Raw genomic sequence first — 21,648 nt, 5'->3', positions numbered from 1 at the left:
AACTACTATTTTCCTCACTTGTTTATAGCATTGAGGATATCCTGCAGAAGTTGACCTTTCGTTTTCACACCCGCGATACGTCCGACATCCTTTCCATCTTTGAATACAATGTAAGTCGGGTGTCCTCTGACCAGATATTTTCGATGCGTTTGCGGACCCTGGGCAATATTCATTTTCGCAACAGCAAATGTATCTCGGTTCTCTAAAGCAACTTGGGCGACAACTGGCGCCATCCTTTGGCAGAAGGGTCACCCATCCTTCCAGAATTCAAGCACAACAGGTACCTCAGATCCGAGTACAAGCGTCGCAAAGGTCGCATCGGTGACCGTGAAAGGAATACCAGAGGTTCTACTTTCAGTGGTAAAGGTGATGTCAAGGTCGGTTTCGTTGCCTGCAGCGTCGCTAACTTTCCCGGTAATAACGTAGGTGGTCCCGCTGTCAAGCTCTTTGCCCCTGACCAGTTCGAGAATTCCTTTTTTACCGTCAACTTTGCCGAGCCAACCGACATCAACGCCCCCTGTGGTTTGCAGTGCGATGTTTCCAGTTACCTCTTCATTGAAATCAATTTCAATCCGTGCCCGCGTGTTAACCACATCAGACTTAATGTCCTTGTTGCCATCACTGACGGTACCACCTGTAATTCGAGGTGCGTCGGTATCGGGTGTACGGACGGTATAAGTGAGTGTTTGGCTTCCGTCCTTCCAAGTGATTGTCAAAGCGAGGGGCCCTGGATCAAATGGACCCGTGATGTCCACAAACCTGCCGGTGGTTTCCGCATCACCTGAAGAGACTGTAATATCCTCTGGTCTTCTGTCAAAGGTGAGCGTAATCGTATCGTCCGCATCAAGCGTCGCGCCGGCTGCTGGTCTTGCCCTTACAAACGCCACGGGCGGTCTGACGGTATAGGTGAGCGTCTGGGTGCCATCCAACCAAGTGATCGTCAAGGCGAGATCGCCCGGCTCAAAAGGACCTGTAATTTTTATGGCTTTACCATCAACAGTAGCGACCCCTGCGCTTGCTTCAACACCCTCCGGTGGGTTGTCGAAAGTAAGCGTGATCGTATCGTCCATATCAAGGTTCGCCCCGTCTACTGGTCTCGACCGGACAAACGTTGCAGGGTGTCTGACGGTATAGTTGAGCGTTTGGCTTCCGTCCTTCCAGGTGATAGTCAGAGCGAGATCACCCGGATCGAAAGGTCCTGCGATTGTCACGGTTTGGTCAGCGATTGTAGCGACCCCTGTGCTTACCCTAACGTCTTCTGGCATACTATCAAAAGTAAGCGTAATGGTTCCGTTAACCTCAAGTTGGGCATTGGCTACTGGTACTGCGCTAACGAACGTCGCGGGCTGTCTGATGGTGTATGTGAGCGTTTGAGTGCCATCCAACCAAGTGATCGTCAAGGCGAGTGCGCCTGGGTCAAATGAACCTGCGATTGTTACGATCTGGTCAGCGATTGTAGCGACCCCTGTGCTTACTTCAACGTCTTCTGGCATATTATCGAAAGTGAGGGTGATGGTATCGTTGATCTCAAGCTGCGACTCAGCCACTGGATTCACACTGACAAACGCCACAAGTGGACGCACGGTTTTTCCCATCTGTCCGGCAACGAGGACCAAGTCAAGGATATTGACGATACCGTCACCGGTGACATCTGGATTCGGCATCTGATCTGCGGCGACCGCCTTGCCAAAATGTGAGGCGATAAACGTGATATCCAAGATGTTTATCGTTCCATCGGCATTAACATCGGCTGCCCTCAAAGTATCAAGATTCGCCTCTTGGGCGTGACCCGTTGTTAGGCAGATCAAGGTTAAGCCGAGTATTAGGAACGGGCAAATTACTTTTTTCATCCGTTTTTGTTTCCTTGTATTGAATTGGTTTATTCAGTATCTTCAATGCCTAAGAGGTCGAGAATGCGTTGCACCAGATCCGCCTTGGGTCTTGCTCCGGCAAAGCCTCCTATAAGTTCACCATCTTCAAATACGATGTATGTAGGCGTTCCCCGAATTTGGTATGCAGCGGTTTTCTCCGGCTGTGTGTTTACATCCAGTTTGACGAAACTGAAGGTATCACGATATTCCAATGCGACTTCAGCGACCACCGGTCGCATCAATATGCAGAAGGGTCAGGTATCGTCTTTAAATTCTACGACAATAGGCAATTCAGCACCTAAAACGATCTCGTCAAAAGTTGCATCCGTGACTTCAAAAGGGATACCAGATCTCTTACCGAAATGGCTTGCGACTAATGTTAAGTCGAGAATATCAACGGTTCCGTCGGCATTGACATCGGCGGCAGCAGGTTGATTTCCGCTAAGAGACTCACCGAAGTAGGTAGCGATGAGAGTTAGGTCGAGGATATTTACAGTGCCGTCGGCATTGACATCAGAAGCACTCAAAGGGTCGAAGTCGACATCTTGCGCGTGGCTCAAGGTCATGCCACTCAGCATGAGGCTTGCCATTAGCAACAGACAGACGAATTGTCTCATTAATTTCTCCGTGTGTGGTTTATGCGTGTGGGCGGTGCCATTCTTGGACCGCTTCTGGGATTGCTTGAAGATTTTCGATAGTCGTTTGTAGCGGAATCGCGCACTCCGGTCCAATTAGTGGAACACCCGCTTCAAGATTCTTCACGACTTCCCCTTTAACGTCTTCTGGTTCTTTGGCAAACAACGTTTCGGGGTTGTTGATATTGCCAACGAGAGCAATACGCTCTTGGACAATCTCCATCGATTCCTGTGGCTCGTTTTTAGAGTCGTAGTGGAACGCTGCCATCCCGGTCTGTGCGATGTACTCCATTCGATCAACCGTACGTCCACAGATATGTAAGATTAAGGGAATCGGGATCCGTTCAACGAATTCAATGTGGAGGTCTCGGAGGTAGCGATGGTAGTATTCTCCACTAACGAGATCGCCTGTAGCGTGGTCTGGCAGGGTAAGTGCGTCTGCGCCTGCCTCGATTTGCGCGACCCCGAATTGTACAGTCGCTTCCTTCATCCGATCAAGTGCAAGTTTCGTCTTGCCGGGATCGTCAAGAGATAGTAAGAGAAAGGGCTCAACACCAAAGCAGTGGTAGCCGAGCGACCAAGGTCCCATCGTCTTTCCGATGACAGCGACTTCGTCGCCATATTCTTTTTTCAGGATTTTGATGGCTTCAAGGACACATTGGGTATCAGGATGCGTCAAGAAATCATCGGGAACTGTGATTTCATCGACATCCTCCCAGATCGGTTCGCGCATCTTAACAGTGGGCCAGTTGTCCTTCTGCTCCCACTGGATTTTGCATCCGAGTGCGCTTGATTCTTGGATGATTGAAAAGACCGGCATGATGGAGTCGAATCCAAGTTCGGTGTAGCTTGTCGCAGCGAGACGCGCCATAAGTTCCGGCTCCCGATTCGCTTGTGGGAATGGGGCATCGACGAGGTCCATGAGTTCAACGGTCGCCACAGATGTAGGGTTGCAAACCGGTGTGCGATCGGTGGGTTCATTGCGAAGGGCGGCGAGTACACGTTCACGTCCGGTCATTGATTTGGTAGTTTGATTTTGCACTTTTTGCCTCTATTCTTTTATGGTGCCTTCTCGAAAGACACCCATCATCTTTTCGCTACCAGTGTATCAAATACGCTAAGTCTATTATAGTTTGAAAAACAGTTTTTGTGCAAGGTTTTCCGGTGGGTTATTTATACTGTAAAGATGGGGTGTTTCTACTGAGTAGTGCTGCGATTGCACATCCTAAAGCATCTGCAGCGTGACTGGGTGTGACAGGCTTCTTCATACCCAAGAGTTTTTGGGTCATGCGCATGACCTGTGTTTTGGAGGCATTGGAGATGCCGGTAACAGCAGATTTGACGGATTGTGGGGAGAGCATCACAACTTCAACATCGTTCTGGACAGCAGCGAGTTGCAAAACCCCAATCACCTCTGCAGTCGGTAGGCAACTTTTTTGGTTCCGATTCCAATAAACAGATTCTATACTGATTTTGGAGGGGTTCCATTCGGTTATCAATTCCGTGGCGTGCTGATAGATTTTCAAAAGTCGATCGGGCCGCTGCGCATCTGAATCGGTTCGGATATTACCGTGTGCTAAGCAGACGAACCCGCTACCACCGCGGGCGACAACGCCGTATCCGCAATTCGCTAATCCTGAATCAAAACCGATTGCGATTTTCATTTTTCCAGATTGCGCTTTCATGATTGTAACCCTATTTTTGAGTATGCGTTCGATTTAGAGGTTGAGGAGGTGTTGCAGTTGGGTTGTGTCTCTCAAAATCGCTGTTACTGTTAGACCGCGTTCATGTTTAACTTATAACTTATAACCGACAACCATCTTACATCTGTTGGCTTGGTGCAGAGAGGACACCGCGTGAGGCACTCATCTCCTCTTCCCGTAAAGCGACCCTGACGTTTGGGGCACGGGTGAGTAGGAGCCCAACGAGTGCGTCGTGGCTATATGCGCAATCGAAAGCGACAGTATCCCTGTTATCGGCTCCGGTGTCTTCCATTTCTCCTAATTTCGCTAACCCCGCTGCGATCGCAGCGATGCGGCGTGCTGCGCCTCTACCTTCGCCATCTGCTGCGACAGCATATACGCCGTCTCCAGCGGAATTGACCGTGATCGTGAGTCGTGATTTCTTGTCGAGCGTCTGTAGGGGTCGCGGTTCAACGCGGGTTCCCGGTGCGAGTTTGCACGCTTCTAAAAAGACGCGACGACAGGCAGCTTGATGCGCACGTCCACACGGGAAATAGAGGAGACCCTCCTCTGTTTTCAACATTCCACCAAGCACCTGCATTCCTTGCCTCACCGCTTCAATTCTGTCGGCAGCACCAGCGATATGGCTGTAGGTATGCACGAAAAAGAGAGGCATCTCCTTTCCGGTAGTTGTATTGACCGATTGCTGTTGATAGAGTCCGATAGTAATGTCGTGGAAGTGCGGATCGATTGGTACGAGTTCGATACGTCTGCCGATGTCAACGATACGTCGCATAGAGATACCCAAATAGCGAGCAGTTAGCGGTATGCTAAGTTACCACCTTAATGCCTCTCGTAGATGTACTTATAAGCCTGTTCGGAGAGCCTTCGCAAGATATAGGCACGCCGATTCTTCCATGTCGTAAAGGATTGCCATCGGTTTCTCCGACTCGTCTTCGTTCTATCCTCAATCATTCCGATAAAGACGTAAGGTTTCGGATTACCTTTCGGATCGCGGAGTACTAACACCCCGCCATCTCCGACCAATCCATAGACAGTTCCGGTTTTATTATAGACTGTAACCGATGAAGGGATGTAGGTATGTTTAAAGATATAATCTCCATTTTTGAGTTTCATGTAGTACTTCATCTTATCGGAATAAGGGAGTCTTCCCTTCCAGAGCTGCAAATAAAACAGGCTTAGGTCGCGTGCCGATGTCATATTCCTATAAGTCCGCCCGCTTCGCGGGATATATTCAACGATCCGAGTCTGCTTAAAATAAGGATAGTTGACTTGGAGTATCCGATTCACGCGTGCGGGTCCCCCTAAGCGTCGTATAAAATAGTTCGTTGATGGGTTTGAACTCCGTTGAATCATTGCGCGGAGGTTTCCCTTATTTGCGGCGGTGTGTGTTTGCCGTCCGTATCTGACTTCATGGAAATAAGCGAGCATAACGAAGTTCTTAATGAGCGATGCTGCCATCGTTTGCCGATTCTCGTTAATCGACACCAACTTCTTATTTTTGGTAATATCATAGACAACAAAACTTGTTCGGTCCGTTGTAGCCAAGATTTTACGACTTCGCTGGCGTTTGATATGCTGTTCAAAATGGGCTTCAAGCGGCGAATCGATTGTCTTCTGAAGACTCATGGGAATGTTCTTATAGGTCGCGGCGGAGAGCGTAAATATCGGGAGCAAGAGTCCAATGCTACAACAGATAGATAATATATTTAATTTACGTATGAATCCGAACATGCTGTTGTCCTTTTCCTTTCTCATTCTCCACTCTCAGTGGATGCCAGAGTAGCGTGAAGCCACAGTTATGCTGTATCAACTTCGCTTCATTCTCGGTTGGTATCTCTGATTGTCAATTCGTAGCACGCTGCCTCTTGATCATTCCTGACGAGTAGATAGGAACCGGCGAGTGCAGGTGTATTCCATGTTTTACCTTTAAGTGCGGTGAAACGTGCGTGCTCTCTATGATTTTCAGGGTCAGGTTCTACAAGGACGACTTCACCAGCTTCGGTGAGGACGAGTAGAACGTCTGAAATTAAGAGCGTTTGTCCGTGACCATATCTACCCCGTTTCCATTGACGTTTGCCGTCAACAGGATTTATGCAGGCAAAGATACCGTCGTCAAGTCCATAGAGGTAATCTTCGTAATAAATAATGTTCGTAAATTTGGCTTTCAAATATAGGGTTTTCCATAAAGTAGTAACGTTGAATTCGCCTGCGTTGTTACGGGAAATTTGAAACAACTTGGCACCGACACCGTACCCCGACGAGGCGAGCAATTTGTTATCAGGAAGCGGGACGGGTTGTGAAACACATTCTGCATAACCTGCTGTCCACAGTTGCTGCCATAGGAGCTGGCCGCTCCGAGGTTCATGTGCAGTGATGAGTCCTTGGTTAAAGAGAACGATTTGTTCGGTGCCTGCTAAAGTTGTCAGCATTGGTGAGCTATAACCGCTCTGTGTCCGGTGTCCCGTCCATGCGAGTGCTCCGGTGTCTTTGTGGTAAGCCACCGCGCCCCCGGCACTGACAATCACCAGTTCATCAAGGACGAGTGGAGAAATGCTGATGCCCCAAGGTGGGGGTTCCGCACTGTTTTCTTCAAAGATATTCGTTGTCCAGAGTTGTTCTCCGGTTTCAAAATCTAAACAGTTGAGAATGCCAGTTGAACCGACAGTGTAAACCCTGTTTCCAGAAATTGTCGGTGTTGCCCGCGGTCCAAGTCCTGCTGGTACGGCGTAATAACGTGCCTTGTCTTGATGGCTCCAGAGGACCTCACCGGTGTGTAAGTCGTAGGCGACGACTTTCTCCCAGTCGCCTTCCTGCTCCTGCGTGATTGCGTTATTCCCAACGACTGCAAAGCCTGACCATCCCGCGCCCATCGGTCTTCGCCATACTAACTTCGGTGGATGTGTCTCCCAATCAAGATTGAGTTTGATGCTCGTCACGACGCCATTCCGATTGGGTCCAAGGAATTGCGGATAGTCTGTTGTTTGTCTTTGGGTGTCAGAGATGCTACTGGAGTCGGCTTGGAAGATTGAGGGTCTCTCTTGCCACCGCCACTCAAATATAGGAACGAAGTCTCCGCTGACTCCTTTGAACTGGAACAGATTTATAAGGAGAAAGAGACCGAAAACGGCTACGGCAGCAGAGATTAACTTAACCCGCCATCTCAATCGAGAAAAGCATAACAACCACAAAAACCCCAAAAAGACAGCGAGAATGACTATTAGGGCTGTTAGCATGATCTGGTTTTGACGCTGACCAGCGTCGAGAATCCATGTTCCCACAATGCCTAAAACGGCGAGAGAGAGAATAGTGAAAAGGGGCCACCAACGAATAGGTTTTTGAATTTGTTTCAATATAAGGATTCCTTTTTATTTTTCAAAGGCGAAGTTATGCGTGATGTTGACGGGTCATGTTATGTTATTAATTATAATAATTTTTTTATTTTTATTTGTCAACTAAAAATTTATAGATATGCCTCAGATACAAGTCACAAGGGTATTCAGTTTTGCGTTTACTGAAGAATTAAATGCGCTATTACAAATCAAATGAAACCTTGCAAAATGAGAAGGCGTTATGATAAAATAGGACTCATGGAAGTAAAAAGAAAAGTAGAAAAAAATAAGATAGGAAATCTTAAATGCGTTTTGAAAATCGGGTAGCATTCGTGACAGGTGGTGGCGGTCCGTTGGGTATCGGCAGGGCTGCATGTTTAGCGTTTGCACGTGAAGGTGCAGCTGTGGTCGTCGCCGGTGGTAGGCGTGCTGATGCTGTTGCAGCGGAGGTGCGCGCCGAAGGTGGAAAGGCTCTCGCCGTGCCTTTGGATGTCACTGTCCCTGAGCAGGTTCAACACGCTGTAGATAGGGCAGTAGCGACCTTCAAACGTATCGACGTTTTGTTCAATAACGCAGGGATTCTCGGTAGACAACCTCTGTTTGAGGTCACACCAGAACAATTCGATAAGGTGATAGCGGTTAATGTAAAAGGGTGTTTGTTATGTGCACAGGCGGTCGCTCAGGTGATGATAGCAGAGGGTATACACGGACGTATTATTAACAACTCCTCTATTTATGCCGAGGAATCGCACGTTGGCGTTCTGAGTTATTGTGTCAGTAAAGCTGCCCTGAATCGACTCACTCGGAGTTTAGCGTTAGAGCTTCGTCCGCACGGTATCACTGTAAACGCAGTTGCTCCCGGTGGTGGTGCCCCAACAGGTATGAATGCTTCACAAAACCTTCCGAACGATGACACCCTACCGGATTTACCGCCTGCTTCCGCAGACGCGCCGCTACTTGAGCGGGGTGCAACGGTATGGGATTATATTGGGGCAGTGTTATTCCTCGCTTCCGATGAAGCTGCCTATATTAGTGGCGATATTATGACAATTGACGGCGGTGCTGTTTCGCGCCGGTGATATACAAGGAGAAACTTTCTTGTCGTTTATTGACCTTAAAGTTTATTGGCACATGCTTAGCAACTGGTTTGTAGAACATTGGATTTTGCTCGCTATTTTCTCTGTGGTAAGTTTCATTGCAAGCATTGTTGGTTCTACAATGTTACTCATGTCCTTGCCGGCGGACTATTTCAGGGCGAACAAACGGATTCAACGTATCAAGAATCCTATTTTCCGTATCTGTTTATCTTCCTTGAAGAATATATTCGGGGGGCTGCTTGTTATTTTTGGGGTACTTATGTCTTTCCCTGGCATACCGGGACAAGGCGTTTTGACCATTTTAACAGGACTGATTATCAGCGATTTTCCCGGTAAGCGGAGGTTAGAACTTCGTCTTGTTCGCGTGCCGGTTGTTCTATCAACAGCGAACCAGATTCGCTCCCGTTTTAAACGCCCACCGCTTGTCTTAGATGAGTCGATGGAATAGGGTTTCTGCTTAATGGTGTGATTTGTTTTGCGGAGGATTGATAAGACGTAAATTTTACAAGTTATTTATCGAGGCACGAATTGCTTGTGAATTTCTAACAATCGTTGGAGTTCTTCAATTGGTTTCTCGGCATCGTCCACACGCAGATCGATGTACCGGTCATTGAAACCACCGTAGCCGCTGCGCTCCTGAACAACGAGCAAGGCGGCTGATTGTTGTCCGCGCGTGTCCCCACCCGCCGCCTGTCCTGCGAAAAGTGCTGCCATTAGTTTATCTGCCAGTTCACCTTCTGTTTCTTCAAACGCGCTGCCCATTGCTTTAACGACTTCTTCACCCGCTAAGATGTTCCCTTGTGCCGTGTAGTGTTTGCCGGAAACGGCACCTGCCCACTCGTTGCATTCATCGCCTGTATAGTTAGCGACCTTCCCTTTCGCATCGACGATACCCACCTGTCGCGTCGCGCGTCCCGGGTCGTCTGCAACAAGGCGTTCCAAGGTCTGCTCCGCCGAAAGACCGCTTTTGAGGCGTTTTAAGCCGTTAGGTCCATAAGTTGTGTTTGCCCAAGATTGGGTCGCAATTGCACCGACCCCGGCTTCCGCCCAGGGGACAACCGCGCCAACAGCAAAAAATTTGGATTGCACAGCAACCCCAAGTGCACCGGTCTCAGCATCATATCCGACGATTGAAAACGTCGCGACAAGGGGGACAGGAATTTTTTCGTTGGGTTCGGAAAGGTGGAACAACAGGCTAAGGGGAATGAAAAGCATTTTCTATATTTCCAAGGGTCGTAGGCGTAGATTTAATCTTCTTCAAAACGGATTTTCATGGCGGCGGCATGTCCTTCGAGTCCTTCAACCTCAGCCAATTTGACAACTGCTGGTGTGACTTCCGCTAAAGCCGCTTTGGTGTATGAGATGAGACTTGACTTCTTCAGGAAATCGTCAACGCTGAGTGGCGAGGCGTAACGTGCGGCTGTCCCTGTGGGCAAGACAGCGTTTGGTCCTGCAATGTAATCCCCAACCACTTCTGGGGAATAGGGACCTATAAAGATAGCACTGGCATTATGCACGTCTCCAAGCCGCTCATAAGGGTTTTCAATATGAAGTTCGAGGTGTTCGGGTGCGATTTCGTTGGCGAGCGCGAATGCCTCCGTTAAGTCTGAGGTGATAAACGCAACTCCCCAGTTTGTGAATGCCTGTATAAGTTCGTCGTAGCGAGGTAGGGATTCGCCTTGAACCTCAATTGCTGTTTTGACCTGTTCTGCAAACCCGAGGGAAGGAGTGAGGAGGATAGTAGCACATTCGGGTCCGTGCTCCGCTTGCGAGATGAGATCAGCGGCGACGTAATCCGGGTCGGCTGTGCTGTCAGCAATGACGAGGATTTCGCTGGGACCTGCTAATTTGTCTATATCAACGTGTCCGTAGACCTCTTTCTTGGCGAATTGTACATAGAGGTTCCCGGGTCCGACAATTTTATCGACCGGTGGGATGGTATCGGTGCCATACGCCATTGCTGCAACGGCTTGTGCGCCGCCACATTTATAGATTTCTTGGATACCACATTCCGAGGCAGCAACCAACATATAGGAATTAACAGCGCGATTGCGCATCGGCGGGATGCAGGCGGCAATCTCTTCAACCCCAGCAACGATAGCAGGGATAACGCTCATCAACAATGAGGAGACGAGGAGTTGACTGATTGCTGGCACATGGACACCGACGCGTCTTAGCGGACGAATCAGATGCCCGAGCAGGACACCATTGGGTTCTGTTGACATCCATGAAGTCCGTAGCTGCTTCTGATGGAATTTTTCGATGTTTGTTCTGGCGTGTGTAATCGCCTCTATGAATTCAGACGGCACCTCTGCGTATGCTGTCGCAAATTCTTCTTGTGATACCTTCAGTTCTTTGACTGAGATACGCGGGGCATCGAATTTACGGGTATATCGAATAACGGCTTTATCGCCTTCATCTTGTACATCGCTCAGCGTACGCCGGACTGTTTTCAAGATACTTTCATCTGTGAGTTTACCCCGCGCCTTCAACTTTGATAGGAAGGCCTCAGCTTCTGTGGTATGGGTTTCAACAATTCGCAACATTTCTGAATAGCTATTCCTTTTTAGTCATTAACCCTTATAATGTTTGCACCAACGTTGTTGAGTTTCATCTCAATGGCTTCATATCCACGGTCGATGTGATAAACACGAGATACGACGGTTTCACCCGCGGCTGCCATTCCCGCTGCGACGAGGACTGCCCCCGCCCGCAAATCGGAAGCCATCACCGGGGCACCACTGAGACTGCGGACACCATTAATCACAGCCTTGCTGCCGTCAAGCATGATATCAGCACCCATTCGGTTTAGTTCCGCGGCATGGATGAATCGGTCTGTATGCACATTTTCAGAGATAACGCTGGTTCCAGTTGCCAAGCAGAGCAGTCCCATGATTTGCGCCTGCATATCTGTCGGAAAGCCGGGGAAGGGTGCCGTTGTGACATCAATGCCTCTTATCTCGCGCGGGGTTGTGACGCGCACGCCATTGGCATCCCAATCCAACTCAACGCCTGCCTCCACGAGTTTCTCGGAAACCGTGGGAAGTTGTTGCTCGGTGATGCCTTGAACGTAGACATCGCCTTTCGTAATAGCACCAGCGACCATGAAAGTGCCTGCTTCTACATCGTCCGAGATAACGGTGTGTTCAGTTCCATGGAGATGCTTGACACCATGAATTGTCAAGACAGAGGTGCCAATACCTTCTATATCTGCTCCCATTGCCTTCAGAAAATGAGCGAGGTCGGAGATATGGGGTTCACGGGCTGCACCACGGATAACAGTTGTCCCTTCCGCTAAAGTAGCGGCCATCATGATGTTTGCCGTTGCGCCGACACTGGGTCCATATTGTCCCATGAGATACATCTCTGTGCCGGTTAAGCGTTCGGCTTGTGCGTAAATGTATCCTCGTTGTACTGTCACTTCGGCGCCCAAGTGTTCCAAGCCGCGAATGTGCAAGTCAATAGGTCGCGGTCCGATAGCACAACCGCCTGGAAAAGATACTTTTGCTTTACCCAATTTCGCTACAAGTGGACCTAAGACGTAAATGGAGGCGCGCATTTTCCGTACAAGTTCGTAAGGTGCCTCGTACTCCAAGTGGTTTATGGGTTCAATATAGAGTTTTGAATTTTTTAGTTTTGTTGTTGCACCCAGTCCTTCTAATACAGCGCGGAGGGTGTTGACATCTGTTAGGTTCGGTACATTGTGGAGGACGCTGACCCCGTTGCCGAGGATGGCAGCGGCGACTGCAATCGGAAGAACAGCATTTTTACAACCGCTGATTGGAATCGTTCCTTCAAGGCGGGTTCCACCTTTGACAATTAATCTTTCCATTACCTTCTCCTTACTCCTTACACAAATCTGCGTCTCGGAATGTAGAGGTTTTATTATCTCTATAGCATAAACGATGCCAATTGCGTATTTGTTACAAAGTGTAATAAATACAAGGGTTTTTCTATCAAAGGCGTTGTGTCAAAAAAGACACATGTTTTGTGGGTTGTGGGTACTGGGTTATGGGTTATGGGTACTGGGTTGTGGGTACTGGGTTATGGGTTATAAATTAAGCACGTTGGCATGTATATGGATTTGGGATGCTACGAGTCCTTTTTGCTTATAACTAACACGCTATATTCACTTGCGTTGATGCACAATTTTTGGTAAAATATGACCTCGTAATCTATTTTATAAGGATAAGGTAAAAGAGATGGCAGATAAAACATATCGTATTGGAATTATTGGATGCGGCGGTATGGGACGTTCCCATGCAAACAATTGGACGAGTACGGGTCGTGCGGAAGTCGTTACCGCTTCAGATATTAGTGCCGATTCAGCAGCGAAATTTGCCGAGGAATTCGCACTCCCAACCCACTATACCGATTTCGGTGAAATGTGCGACAAAGAGGATTTAGACATCGTTAGTATCACGACTTGGCAGAGTGTTCGTGCTGAACCGACAATCGCTGCCGCTGAGAGCGGCGTGCTCGGTGTCATTACTGAAAAGCCGATGGCGGCTTCTGTCGGTGACGCACAAGACATGATGGATGCCTGTGCTCAACACGATGTGAAGTTAGTCGTTGGACACCAACGCCGTTTCAGCCCTCAGAATTGTGAAGCGCGTCGCCTCATCCAAGAAGGTGCGATCGGTCAGCCGCAAGCGATGCTCCGTCGCGATGGACACGGATTGCTGAACCGTGGCACGCACGAAGTTGACGAAATGCGCTACATCCTTGGTGATCCCGATCCGTTATGGCTCATCGGACAGGTCGCACGGCGGACTGATCGCTGGGAACGCCGAGTTCGGACTGAGGACCTGTGTATGGCGGAAATCTGCTTTGAAGGCGGTATCCGCGGCATCTACGAAAGCGATTTACCGGAACCCGTGCTTCGAGGCGATGTCGTCTATGGAGACGATGGGCAACTCCGTCGCGGCGACAACGGTACAATTGAACTGCTTAACAGCAAAGCCGCAGGCTGGCAGACCATCGAACCGCGCCAAGGTGAACCGAATCAGTTTGATGAGATGTTAGCCTGGATTGAAGGTGGTGTTGAGGAACACCGCAATGCTGGCAGACACGGGCTTTGCACAATAGAAATCTTGATGGCGATTTATGAATCGTTGCGCATTCAGAACGTGGTAACCTTCCCCTTAACAACGCGTCCGAACCCGCTTGACTTATTGGTTGAAGGTGGGAAGTTACCGGTGTTTGAAGAGGGACGTTACGACATCCGGGCCCCGTTCCCTGAACAGACGAAATAGCTTAATGGTTGTCAGCGGTCAGAAATCAACGGTATGAATGCCTTATGGCATTCCCCGGCTGCGCTTTCAGCAGTCAGCAGTCAGCAAGATAGCAAAGACGCAAGCGTTACAGAACACCTCTTTCTCTTTACTGATGGCTGAGAGGGTTGCGTAGCAACCCGCCCTGACTGCTGACCGCTATTAACAATCTACATCTTTCCCTTCGCTGCCGTAAACAGCCATGCGCTCTTGCGTTGTAATTTCTCCAGCACTTGCTGGTATATAGTGGAATTGGAGTGCGCGTCGCCCTTGATCAGACTGGTTGACCGGACTTCCGTGATGTGTCAATCCGTGCCAGAAGAGACAGCCGCCCGGCTTGAGTGGTACCATAGTATCGCGCCCTACGGGTACATCTGTATCACAAATCTGCCAATCCCGCCGTTTGAAATGGATCATCGGTCCCTCGATATTTGAACCCGGTATGATGTGTAAGCATCCGTTTTCAGGTGTGGCTTCATCTAAAGCGATCCATACACCGACGACCGTCGTCCCTTCGGGAAGATTGAAATAGGCACAATCCTGATGCCACGGTTTTTCCGATCCATAGCGCGGGGGTTTGAGGAGTGCCATATCTTGGAACAATTTGGGTGTGTCCTCCACAATCTGTTCAAGGACACCGAGGAGTCCTGAATGGGCTGCCATGGCGTTTAGACGCGGTTCGTGGTCTACGAATTTGAAAATTTTTCTGATAGCGTCACGGCGTTCCTGACCCTCCAGTTCGTCTTTCTGTTTGCCGAGTTTTGGTTCAAATTGGATTGCCCGAAAATCGGGACACTTTCCGTCCATGAGATGCGTCATGCCTGCTAATGCATCCTCGACTTCGGTGGGATTAAAAGCATCATTGATGACGAGGTAACCGTACTGATGAAAGTATTCAATGTCCGCCTCGGTTACGGCTGGAAACCCACCAGAAATCCCCTCAGCAGTGGTGTCAAAGCGATAGAGGTCGGGTGGATACGGAATTTGGATGCCATCTGTCGGTGCGCTTGTCGTTGGGGTATTCATGGTAAAACTCCTTTTGTAGTTGTTGGTTATAAGTTGTTAGTTAAGAGCATCCGTGGCAGATAAAACCTTCGCAACTGCTACCAAGCTTAACTTATAACAGGACTTACGCAATTTTGACCATCCCGCATTCTGTGAGATAGAAATTCTTGGACGAACATAACGTTTGAAAGGCACAACCTAACAGGTTATGCTACAAAAGAGAGGGCTGCGGCTTAAATTTCTCCGTTGGTTTCGCGGGTTAAGAGGGTTAGGAAATCGTCAACCCGATCAATTGCGGCTTGGGCGCGGTCGCGTGCGGATGCGTCCTGTTCTTCCTCAGCCAACCATTGCTGGCGTTGTGGAAGCCACTCGTTTTGTAGGTAGTCAAGTTGATTCAGGAAGTGTGGATCTTCGGTTACACTGACAAAGTATTCAATTACCCCCAGCAATCCGTATTTCCGATTTATCTCCATATCGTCTAATTCATCTACCATTTGCAAGAAAAGGTGTTGATTCCTGTCCTGTCGCGCTTGGGCGACTTCGCGGGAGGCTTCGGTCAAGAGTTTATCAACGAATTCTTGCTTGGAATTAATCCAGCGCGGTAGGTTCCGCACGTAGTCTTCTAAGTCAAAGCTTCCGCGTTGGAGTGCGAAGTATGAATGTATATGGATGTTTCGGAAGAAAGCGGTGTACCCGACGTTCGGATCCATGGTGTCAGCATCGTAGAGGACCTGGTTTTCGATCCTGTTGTAGAGCAGTTTGAAGTCCTCCGCTGTGAGACTCATCGGTTTTAGGTGCGCGAGGACGACAGCTGTTGCAGCTTGTACGAAATCGGGTTCAAAGTCGTACATCCCCAATATGTTCTCTGTGATGACTGCCCCGGATTCATGGTGGACTGTGCCGTGGAGGTCATGCTTATCGTAGAGTTCTGTAACGATGTTTTGACCGGCAGGCGTGAGGGTTTCGTTCAACCAGAACCCGTTATGGTCGAGGATGCGTTGTCCGTTGTCATCTGTCAAAATAACGCCATCGTACCTTTTGGTGATGTCGTGCAGGGTGCCAGCGACTTCAAGCAATTTCACATCACCGCCTTCACGCTTCCCGAGTTCCATACTCAGCGCACGCACACGCATGGTATGGTTCCATGTGTAATGTCGCCACTGGAAACCGACACGGTTGTGTTCCCAAAGTGCGAAGGTTTCGTTGACCAAAGTTTCCAATTCATTCAAGACTTGGGCGTAGTTCATAAGGGACTGCTCCTTTTGAGTGGTTGTCGGTCTTTGGTTGTCGGTTATCGGTTAAGAAAGACACAAACTAAAAGTTTGTGCTACAGAAGATGCACAACCTAACAGGAAACCGTGCTACAAGAAAGACACAAACTAAAAGTTTGTGCTACAGAAGATGCACAGTCTAACAGGAAACCATGCTACAAGAAAGACACAAACTAAAAGTTTGTGCTACAGAAGATGCACAGCCTAACAGGAAACCATGCTACAAGAATAGTTTTAGTGTTATATTTAACTTCAATGAGTGACAACCCATGGGCAGGGACTGATGTTCCTGCCGCGGCTCTATCTTTGGCTTCTAAAATGCGGCGTAGCTCCGTTTCAGCATCGTCTTCCTTCATACATTTCAGGAGAGTGCCGACGATGGCGCGGACCATTCCTCGCAGAAACGCATCGGCTTCGATTTCAAAATAGACATAAGGCTCTTTCTTCCAACAGGATACCTCGTAAATTTCACAGACGGGATTTATCCGATCACTTCCTGTCTTTTGGAAGGACGAGAAATCGTGTTTGCCGACCAGCACTTGGCAGAGGATGTTTGCTCTTGGCACGTCAATTGTGGTCGGAAAGAAGTAACTCGTCTGTCGCGAAAGTGCGGTCGGGTATTCCCGATTCAGAATTGTGTACCGGTATCGACGGCTTGTTGCGCTGAAACGGGCATGGAACTCTGGAGACACCTCTGTTGCGGAACAGACGACGATATCCCGTGGTAACATAGCGTTGAGACCTTTCTGAAATGCGATAACGGGCATCTGTGCGTCCGTCTGGAAATTGGCAACCTGACCCTCGGCATGGACCCCGGTATCTGTTCTCCCTGCTCCGATGATTTGTATCGAGGTTTTGGTTAACCGTGCCAAAGCATCCTCAATTGTGTCTTGGATTGTTGGCAAGTTCGGTTGGGTCTGCCATCCATGGTAGTTCGTTCCGTCGTATTCAAGCACGAGTTTAATGTTTCGCATATTGGCTGTTGGCTAATGGCTGATGGCTAATGGCTAATTGCCGACTGCTATTGTACACAGATTACCATATTTTGTTATCAAGCGTCAAAACAATTTTTTGAAGGGATTCAATAGAGTTTCTATTGTCAGGATCAGGATGGGCAGGATTATAGGATTTGCAGGATGAGATCGGAAGTGTGGGAGACGCGCGACATAGGTCAAGCGGAAAATGGAGATGGCGGTCAGCAGCCAGCAGGCGGAGTTGGTGGATATAAACCTACCGCAGCAAAGCCAAAAAGGGCATCCGAGAATTGGAATGGTTCTGGTTTATGGCGTTTTTTCCTGATGCTCGGCGATGATTTTTCCTAACGCTCTTAAGGCGTCGTTGACAGATTTCGCATCGGGAAACATTTCGGCGACATCGTCATCGAGTCGAATCAAGTTTGTGCCTGTGTGGTATCGCTCTGCATATTTTCCCCGAACTCCCGCACTGAAATCGTATTCATCGAGCATATCTGGGGCATGTTGATTAGGTGTGGTCTGACTCATAGGTTTTTCTTTCATAAGGTGTTGCTTGTCGAGCAGAAATGATGCGAATGACATCGCCTTTCTCTGTGTGAACAACGACTAAAAGTCTCTGTTTTTCAGAATATCCGATAATTATTAACCTTTCTTCCTTTTTTGAGTGCAGTGGATCGGGAATAGTTAGAGAGAGGAAATCCGAAAAAACGGTTTTTGCCTCTTCAAAAGAGACCTTGTGTCTTTTCAGGTTTTCTTTGGCTTTACGGTTATCCCATTGAAATTCCAATCCCACGTTTTTCCACCCTACATAACTGCTGAAAGTCCAGTTTTCAATTTGGATATTGCCCGTTTTGGTTTTATAGGAGCACTCAATGTCGTTAACGATGTATTATAGCAGATTTACGTCTGGAAATCAAGTAAGATAATTCGCTTGGGACTCGTTTTCCTTGAATATTCGCATCAAATGTGCTACAATTTTAAGAAGTAGAGCCAGCAATGTCCTTGAACACTTTGAAATTTATTTTGAGGTTAAGGAATAAACAAAAAATCATATAGCAGATACCGAAAATCAAGACGATGGGAAATACACATGCCGCCCCGCTGGGGCTTGTTTCTATTGATTGAGACGCGTTCTATAAACATACCGCCCTGCTGGGGCTGCAGTAGTTATCACTCGTCGGTCGTTGGAAACCGTAGCCTCCTCTGTAGGAGCGAGCGAGAAACACCCAAGCAAAAACACTCGCTCCTACAAGACAGGCAAGTTTTTGACTATCTCTACTGTCTTTAGGCTGACGGTGATAACGCGAGTGATGAGGTCTATGATATACTGCGGTTCTGTCTCACGGTTTGGATCGTTGACGATACCGCTTCGTTTGTCTACCTTGACGCGGTACTGATCTACCACCCACTCTAATGCTGAACGCGTGCCGAGTCTGTAATCATAGATCTCTGCTGGGATGCTGTCCAACGTCAGGAAGTTGTTGTATTTCAACTGTGTCTTGTCTTTGGAGAGTCTCATCTTCTCAACACGCCAATCTACCCTCATCCCCGGCGTTTCAATATATTTTAATCCATCATATTTCGGAACGGATTCGTAGTTGATGTGGAGGTCTGCTAACGCTGCACCGGCATTGGCGAATCCCCAGAAGTTATGGGTGAACGGGATATGCGGGAGGTCGCGCTTGAGGTTCATCTGGTATTTTTCGCGATAGATTGGGTGATGCAAGAGGGCATAATTATAATGGAAGATGTCCCACTTGGTGATGGTATCGTCATTGTAGTGAGTTCGGAATTCTGTCAACGCCCAATCGGTGATGTTTTCTTGTCGGTTTGTGCCGTCTTCGTTGTAGGTATAGAAAGGAAAGCATTGAGAACCACCTTGTGGCAGAGCATCAGGAATTTTGTTTGCCATCAACGCAAACATTGGCCATTCTTGTCCAACCTTTATCTGTATGATCCGATTCTCTGCTTCAGCCTCTGGTATGGGAAAAATTCGATGTTGTTGATAACGCTCCTCATTCCAAAAATTATCGAAGTAGAGATACTTTTGACAGAAGGGACGATATAACGCCGTGCGGAAGTGGGTATCGTTGTAGGTACTTAACTCCAATTTTTTCAGTGATGCCTTAACCTGACGACTCCACTTGATCCGCGGGTCGTTTGTATCAATGAAATTTTCAATTGGGGTTTTTAGGTTGTGTCTGCGCTTTCGGTCAACTGTGGTATTGTATATTTCAATAAATGTTTGAACTCGTTCTTGTAGTAGCGCGAGATCAAAGGAATATGCCAAATTATCTCTGCTGGTGACGACCCCATAAGAATAGAGATTAAAGATCGTTTTTCCACTTCCATCCTTTGTGTTTTTCGATTCCTTATTTCCTATCGGAATGAAGGTTTCAAACTCAGGATCAAGGCCTTCAGTCAGCCACGTATGTCGGCTATCCGGTTGAGTGGATTTCCACTCAATACCCCCTATATGTCGGCATGCATTCAGAAAATCAAATTTCTGTTGCCTGTTCCACAACTCATCGGTGCGATGGTAAAAAATACAAGGCTTTTCTGATGACTTCTGGTTTGTCTTAACAAACAAATTGATACTCACACCGACCCGAATTCCGAATACATTGGCATCCGAGACCTTCAACCCTTTCCGAGCATTCCCACCTAAATCCAGAATATAAATCGCGTCAAAATCCTCTGATAGATGTTTCCGCATCCCATCAAAGGCAACACCGTCGAGAAAACCGTTGTTTGTTACAAATGCCACAATCCCTTCATCTCCAATTCGATCTGATGCCCATCGAATCGCCTTGACATACGGATCGTAGAGTTTATTTCGGAGCGTCGCTGTGGAGTCTTGGACATACGTCTCCGCAACCCGTTTGTCCATTATTTCATACTTCCGATTTTTGTTATTGTCGTTCTCATTTACCTGTCCCATGTTATAAGGTGGATTCCCAATGACGACAAACATATCCGCTGCTTTTTGTTTTTTCACGCGTTCCGTGTTCTCACGCGTAAAAAGTTCACCTTGCTGCTGCTCAAGCAACTCAAATGTATCTGCAAGTGCGATGCCTTCAAATGGCAGATACGTTCCCGTGCGTTGAAAGAACTCCTGTTCAATGTTCAGGCTGGCGATGTAGTAGGGTAGGAGCATCACCTCGTTACAGTGCAACTCGTGGCGGTATTTTTCCTCTAACGCCGTGCCTTGGATGTCCTGCATGAGCCGGACGATGAAGTTGCCGGTGCCGACGAACGGGTCGATGATATGCACGCCGGTATCCGACAATGACCGACCGAACTCGGTTTCAAGGATATGTGCAACGCTGTTCACCATGAAATCAACAATCGGTTGTGGCGTATAGACGATGCCGTGTGTGTCTGCTACATCTTCGGAGAACCCTTGAAAGAATTTCTCGTAGAACGTGTTGAGGAAGTGCTGTTTTTGGGTGAAGTCTCTGCAGAGCATTGCAGCTTGCTCAATGGCGATATAGAATCGATCTAACGGTTTGAGGAATTCCTCGCCACTGAACGCTTGCCGGATGAGTTCGTCAACGACGTTTTCAATCTCGCGGGCGATAATGCTTCTGCGGGTAAAAGCGGAGTTGTTAAAGACGGTCCTGAAAATGCGTTCGGTGAGGATGTGTTGGATTAACATCTCCTCAACGGCATCCTGTGAAAGTTCTGGGTTGATGGAGGTGCGACAGGTCTCGTAAAAATCGGAGAACGCTTTCTTAAAGGCTGGATCGGTTTCGTGGCGTTGCTTGATGAGTTCTTTCAGTTTGCTTGCGAGGTCTGGGACATGTTCTCTGAAATCGGAGACGGCGGTGTGCCAGTTGTCCAATGCGGGCGGGACGTAAGCGAACAAGTATTGGAGTGCGGCAATTAGGCTTGCGGGGTCAGTGATGTCTACGTCCAGCGCTATTTGCCCATTTTGGTAGAGGATGGCGCGCTGTGGCGTTTGGAAGAGGATGTTGTCGAGCGGATAGCCTGCGTTCTGTTTTTGCTGTACAGCTTTAGTGAGGTCGTCGTCTATATCTTTTGCTTCCCAGTAGGCGAGTGGGAGTCCGTATTCGTCAATGATTGCGCCATCAATGACGATACGATTTCCTTTTGGGGCGCGCATCGGGTATTGGGGAACGAGTGTGGCGTTTATCTGCTTTGCACAGGTGTGTAGGAGTGTTTCAAAGGGTGAGCTGACTGCGCCTTCGTGTCTGATGTCGTGTTGTTGGTACTGCTGCAGTGTGGCATAGTAGTCGCGAATTGATTTGTGACTGGGTTTGAGGTTGAGTTTGGGTATGGGGGTATGATAGCAGGTTTTGAAGGGTGAGTCAACAGAAAACCTAAAACTATGGTAAAACCCATAATTAAGTGGACACTGGAGAGGCACGCGGTGAGTGGGCAGCCACAAGGGCTGCTCCTACAAGATGTGTATTTATTTTCGCAATAAGTAGTTTTGGGATTGGTTAAATCCTTGTTAGCGGCAA

Annotated in this window: 21 protein-coding genes and 1 pseudogene; 4 read left to right on the top strand and 18 right to left on the bottom strand. The window is 48.3% G+C overall.

Translation table 11 applies throughout. From position 1 onward, the window contains the following. Positions 1 to 14: 14 nt before the first annotated feature. The 9 genes from OXN25_08740 to OXN25_08700 form a co-directional block, all read right to left on the bottom strand. A complete protein-coding gene (locus tag OXN25_08740) occupies positions 15 to 233 on the bottom strand; it encodes a thioredoxin domain-containing protein (protein ID MDE0424939.1) in 219 nt (72 codons plus the stop codon). A 15-nt stretch (positions 234 to 248) separates the two neighbouring features. Next, positions 249 to 1,850 (bottom strand): dockerin type I domain-containing protein, encoded by a 1,602-nt coding sequence (locus tag OXN25_08735; protein ID MDE0424938.1) that lies wholly within the window; start codon positions 1,848 to 1,850, stop codon positions 249 to 251. Between the two features lie 29 nt (positions 1,851 to 1,879). Beyond that, complete coding sequence (locus OXN25_08730; protein ID MDE0424937.1) at positions 1,880 to 2,110, bottom strand: thioredoxin domain-containing protein; 231 nt, start codon at positions 2,108 to 2,110, stop codon at positions 1,880 to 1,882. A 15-nt stretch (positions 2,111 to 2,125) separates the two neighbouring features. After that, complete coding sequence (locus OXN25_08725) at positions 2,126 to 2,488, bottom strand: dockerin type I domain-containing protein (protein ID MDE0424936.1); 363 nt, start codon at positions 2,486 to 2,488, stop codon at positions 2,126 to 2,128. Positions 2,489 to 2,507: 19 nt separating this feature from the next. Further along, positions 2,508 to 3,548, bottom strand: coding sequence for an MtaA/CmuA family methyltransferase (locus OXN25_08720; protein MDE0424935.1), 1,041 nt, complete (start codon positions 3,546 to 3,548; stop codon positions 2,508 to 2,510). A 127-nt stretch (positions 3,549 to 3,675) separates the two neighbouring features. After that, positions 3,676 to 4,191 (bottom strand): crossover junction endodeoxyribonuclease RuvC, encoded by a 516-nt coding sequence (locus tag OXN25_08715; GenBank protein ID MDE0424934.1) that lies wholly within the window; start codon positions 4,189 to 4,191, stop codon positions 3,676 to 3,678. A gap of 136 nt (positions 4,192 to 4,327) precedes the next feature. Next, positions 4,328 to 4,984, bottom strand: coding sequence for a hypothetical protein (locus OXN25_08710; GenBank protein MDE0424933.1), 657 nt, complete (start codon positions 4,982 to 4,984; stop codon positions 4,328 to 4,330). A gap of 47 nt (positions 4,985 to 5,031) precedes the next feature. Continuing rightward, the gene (locus OXN25_08705; protein MDE0424932.1) at positions 5,032 to 5,967 is read right to left on the bottom strand and encodes a serine hydrolase; all 936 of its coding nucleotides are present in this window, start codon (positions 5,965 to 5,967) and stop codon (positions 5,032 to 5,034) included. A gap of 62 nt (positions 5,968 to 6,029) precedes the next feature. Beyond that, a complete protein-coding gene (locus OXN25_08700; GenBank protein ID MDE0424931.1) occupies positions 6,030 to 7,562 on the bottom strand; it encodes a PQQ-like beta-propeller repeat protein in 1,533 nt (510 codons plus the stop codon). Between the two features lie 284 nt (positions 7,563 to 7,846). Between OXN25_08700 and OXN25_08695 the strand changes: the two genes are divergently transcribed. Next, positions 7,847 to 8,620, top strand: coding sequence for an SDR family oxidoreductase (locus tag OXN25_08695; GenBank protein MDE0424930.1), 774 nt, complete (start codon positions 7,847 to 7,849; stop codon positions 8,618 to 8,620). 19 nt (positions 8,621 to 8,639) lie between these two features. Continuing rightward, positions 8,640 to 9,086, top strand: coding sequence for a hypothetical protein (locus OXN25_08690; GenBank protein ID MDE0424929.1), 447 nt, complete (start codon positions 8,640 to 8,642; stop codon positions 9,084 to 9,086). Positions 9,087 to 9,163: 77 nt separating this feature from the next. Here the strand turns inward: OXN25_08690 and OXN25_08685 are convergent. The 3 genes and pseudogenes from OXN25_08685 to murA form a co-directional block, all read right to left on the bottom strand. Continuing rightward, a pseudogene (locus OXN25_08685) lies at positions 9,164 to 9,853 on the bottom strand (DUF1028 domain-containing protein). A 32-nt stretch (positions 9,854 to 9,885) separates the two neighbouring features. Beyond that, positions 9,886 to 11,184 (bottom strand): histidinol dehydrogenase, encoded by a 1,299-nt coding sequence (gene hisD, locus OXN25_08680; protein ID MDE0424928.1) that lies wholly within the window; start codon positions 11,182 to 11,184, stop codon positions 9,886 to 9,888. 20 nt (positions 11,185 to 11,204) lie between these two features. Further along, positions 11,205 to 12,470, bottom strand: a complete 1,266-nt coding sequence (gene murA / locus OXN25_08675; GenBank protein ID MDE0424927.1) for a UDP-N-acetylglucosamine 1-carboxyvinyltransferase — start codon at positions 12,468 to 12,470, stop codon at positions 11,205 to 11,207. 370 nt (positions 12,471 to 12,840) lie between these two features. Here murA and OXN25_08670 point away from each other — a divergent pair, with 370 nt between their 5' ends. After that, a complete protein-coding gene (locus OXN25_08670) occupies positions 12,841 to 13,893 on the top strand; it encodes a Gfo/Idh/MocA family oxidoreductase (protein ID MDE0424926.1) in 1,053 nt (350 codons plus the stop codon). Between the two features lie 180 nt (positions 13,894 to 14,073). On the opposite strand, the gene OXN25_08665 is transcribed toward OXN25_08670, so the two are convergent. From OXN25_08665 to truA, 3 genes are all read right to left on the bottom strand, one after another. Then, the gene (locus OXN25_08665) at positions 14,074 to 14,937 is read right to left on the bottom strand and encodes a phytanoyl-CoA dioxygenase family protein (GenBank protein MDE0424925.1); all 864 of its coding nucleotides are present in this window, start codon (positions 14,935 to 14,937) and stop codon (positions 14,074 to 14,076) included. Between the two features lie 212 nt (positions 14,938 to 15,149). Further along, a complete protein-coding gene (locus OXN25_08660; GenBank protein ID MDE0424924.1) occupies positions 15,150 to 16,163 on the bottom strand; it encodes an HD domain-containing protein in 1,014 nt (337 codons plus the stop codon). A 197-nt stretch (positions 16,164 to 16,360) separates the two neighbouring features. Beyond that, positions 16,361 to 17,161 carry a tRNA pseudouridine(38-40) synthase TruA gene (truA, locus tag OXN25_08655; protein MDE0424923.1) on the bottom strand — a complete coding sequence of 267 codons (801 nt, stop codon included), beginning with the start codon at positions 17,159 to 17,161 and terminating at the stop codon, positions 16,361 to 16,363. Positions 17,162 to 17,323: 162 nt separating this feature from the next. On the opposite strand from truA, the gene OXN25_08650 reads away from it, so the two are divergent. Continuing rightward, positions 17,324 to 17,509, top strand: coding sequence for a hypothetical protein (locus OXN25_08650; protein MDE0424922.1), 186 nt, complete (start codon positions 17,324 to 17,326; stop codon positions 17,507 to 17,509). Here OXN25_08650 and OXN25_08645 read toward each other — a convergent pair. The 3 genes from OXN25_08645 to OXN25_08635 form a co-directional block, all read right to left on the bottom strand. After that, positions 17,468 to 17,689 carry a hypothetical protein gene (locus OXN25_08645; GenBank protein ID MDE0424921.1) on the bottom strand — a complete coding sequence of 74 codons (222 nt, stop codon included), beginning with the start codon at positions 17,687 to 17,689 and terminating at the stop codon, positions 17,468 to 17,470. The genes OXN25_08650 and OXN25_08645 overlap by 42 nt on opposite strands. Then, entirely contained in the window at positions 17,670 to 17,954 is a 285-nt protein-coding gene (locus tag OXN25_08640) for a BrnT family toxin (GenBank protein MDE0424920.1), read from the bottom strand. Before OXN25_08640 ends, OXN25_08645 begins: the two co-directional genes overlap by 20 nt. A gap of 453 nt (positions 17,955 to 18,407) precedes the next feature. After that, positions 18,408 to 21,461 carry an N-6 DNA methylase gene (locus OXN25_08635; GenBank protein MDE0424919.1) on the bottom strand — a complete coding sequence of 1,018 codons (3,054 nt, stop codon included), beginning with the start codon at positions 21,459 to 21,461 and terminating at the stop codon, positions 18,408 to 18,410. Positions 21,462 to 21,648: the final 187 nt, after the last annotated feature.

It is taken from the genome of Candidatus Poribacteria bacterium (assembly GCA_028820845.1).
In the GTDB taxonomy this organism is placed as follows: domain Bacteria; phylum Poribacteria; class WGA-4E; order WGA-4E; family WGA-3G; genus WGA-3G.
Note: the sequence above shows the minus strand (reverse complement) of the source record. Positions and strands in the feature narration are given on the sequence as shown.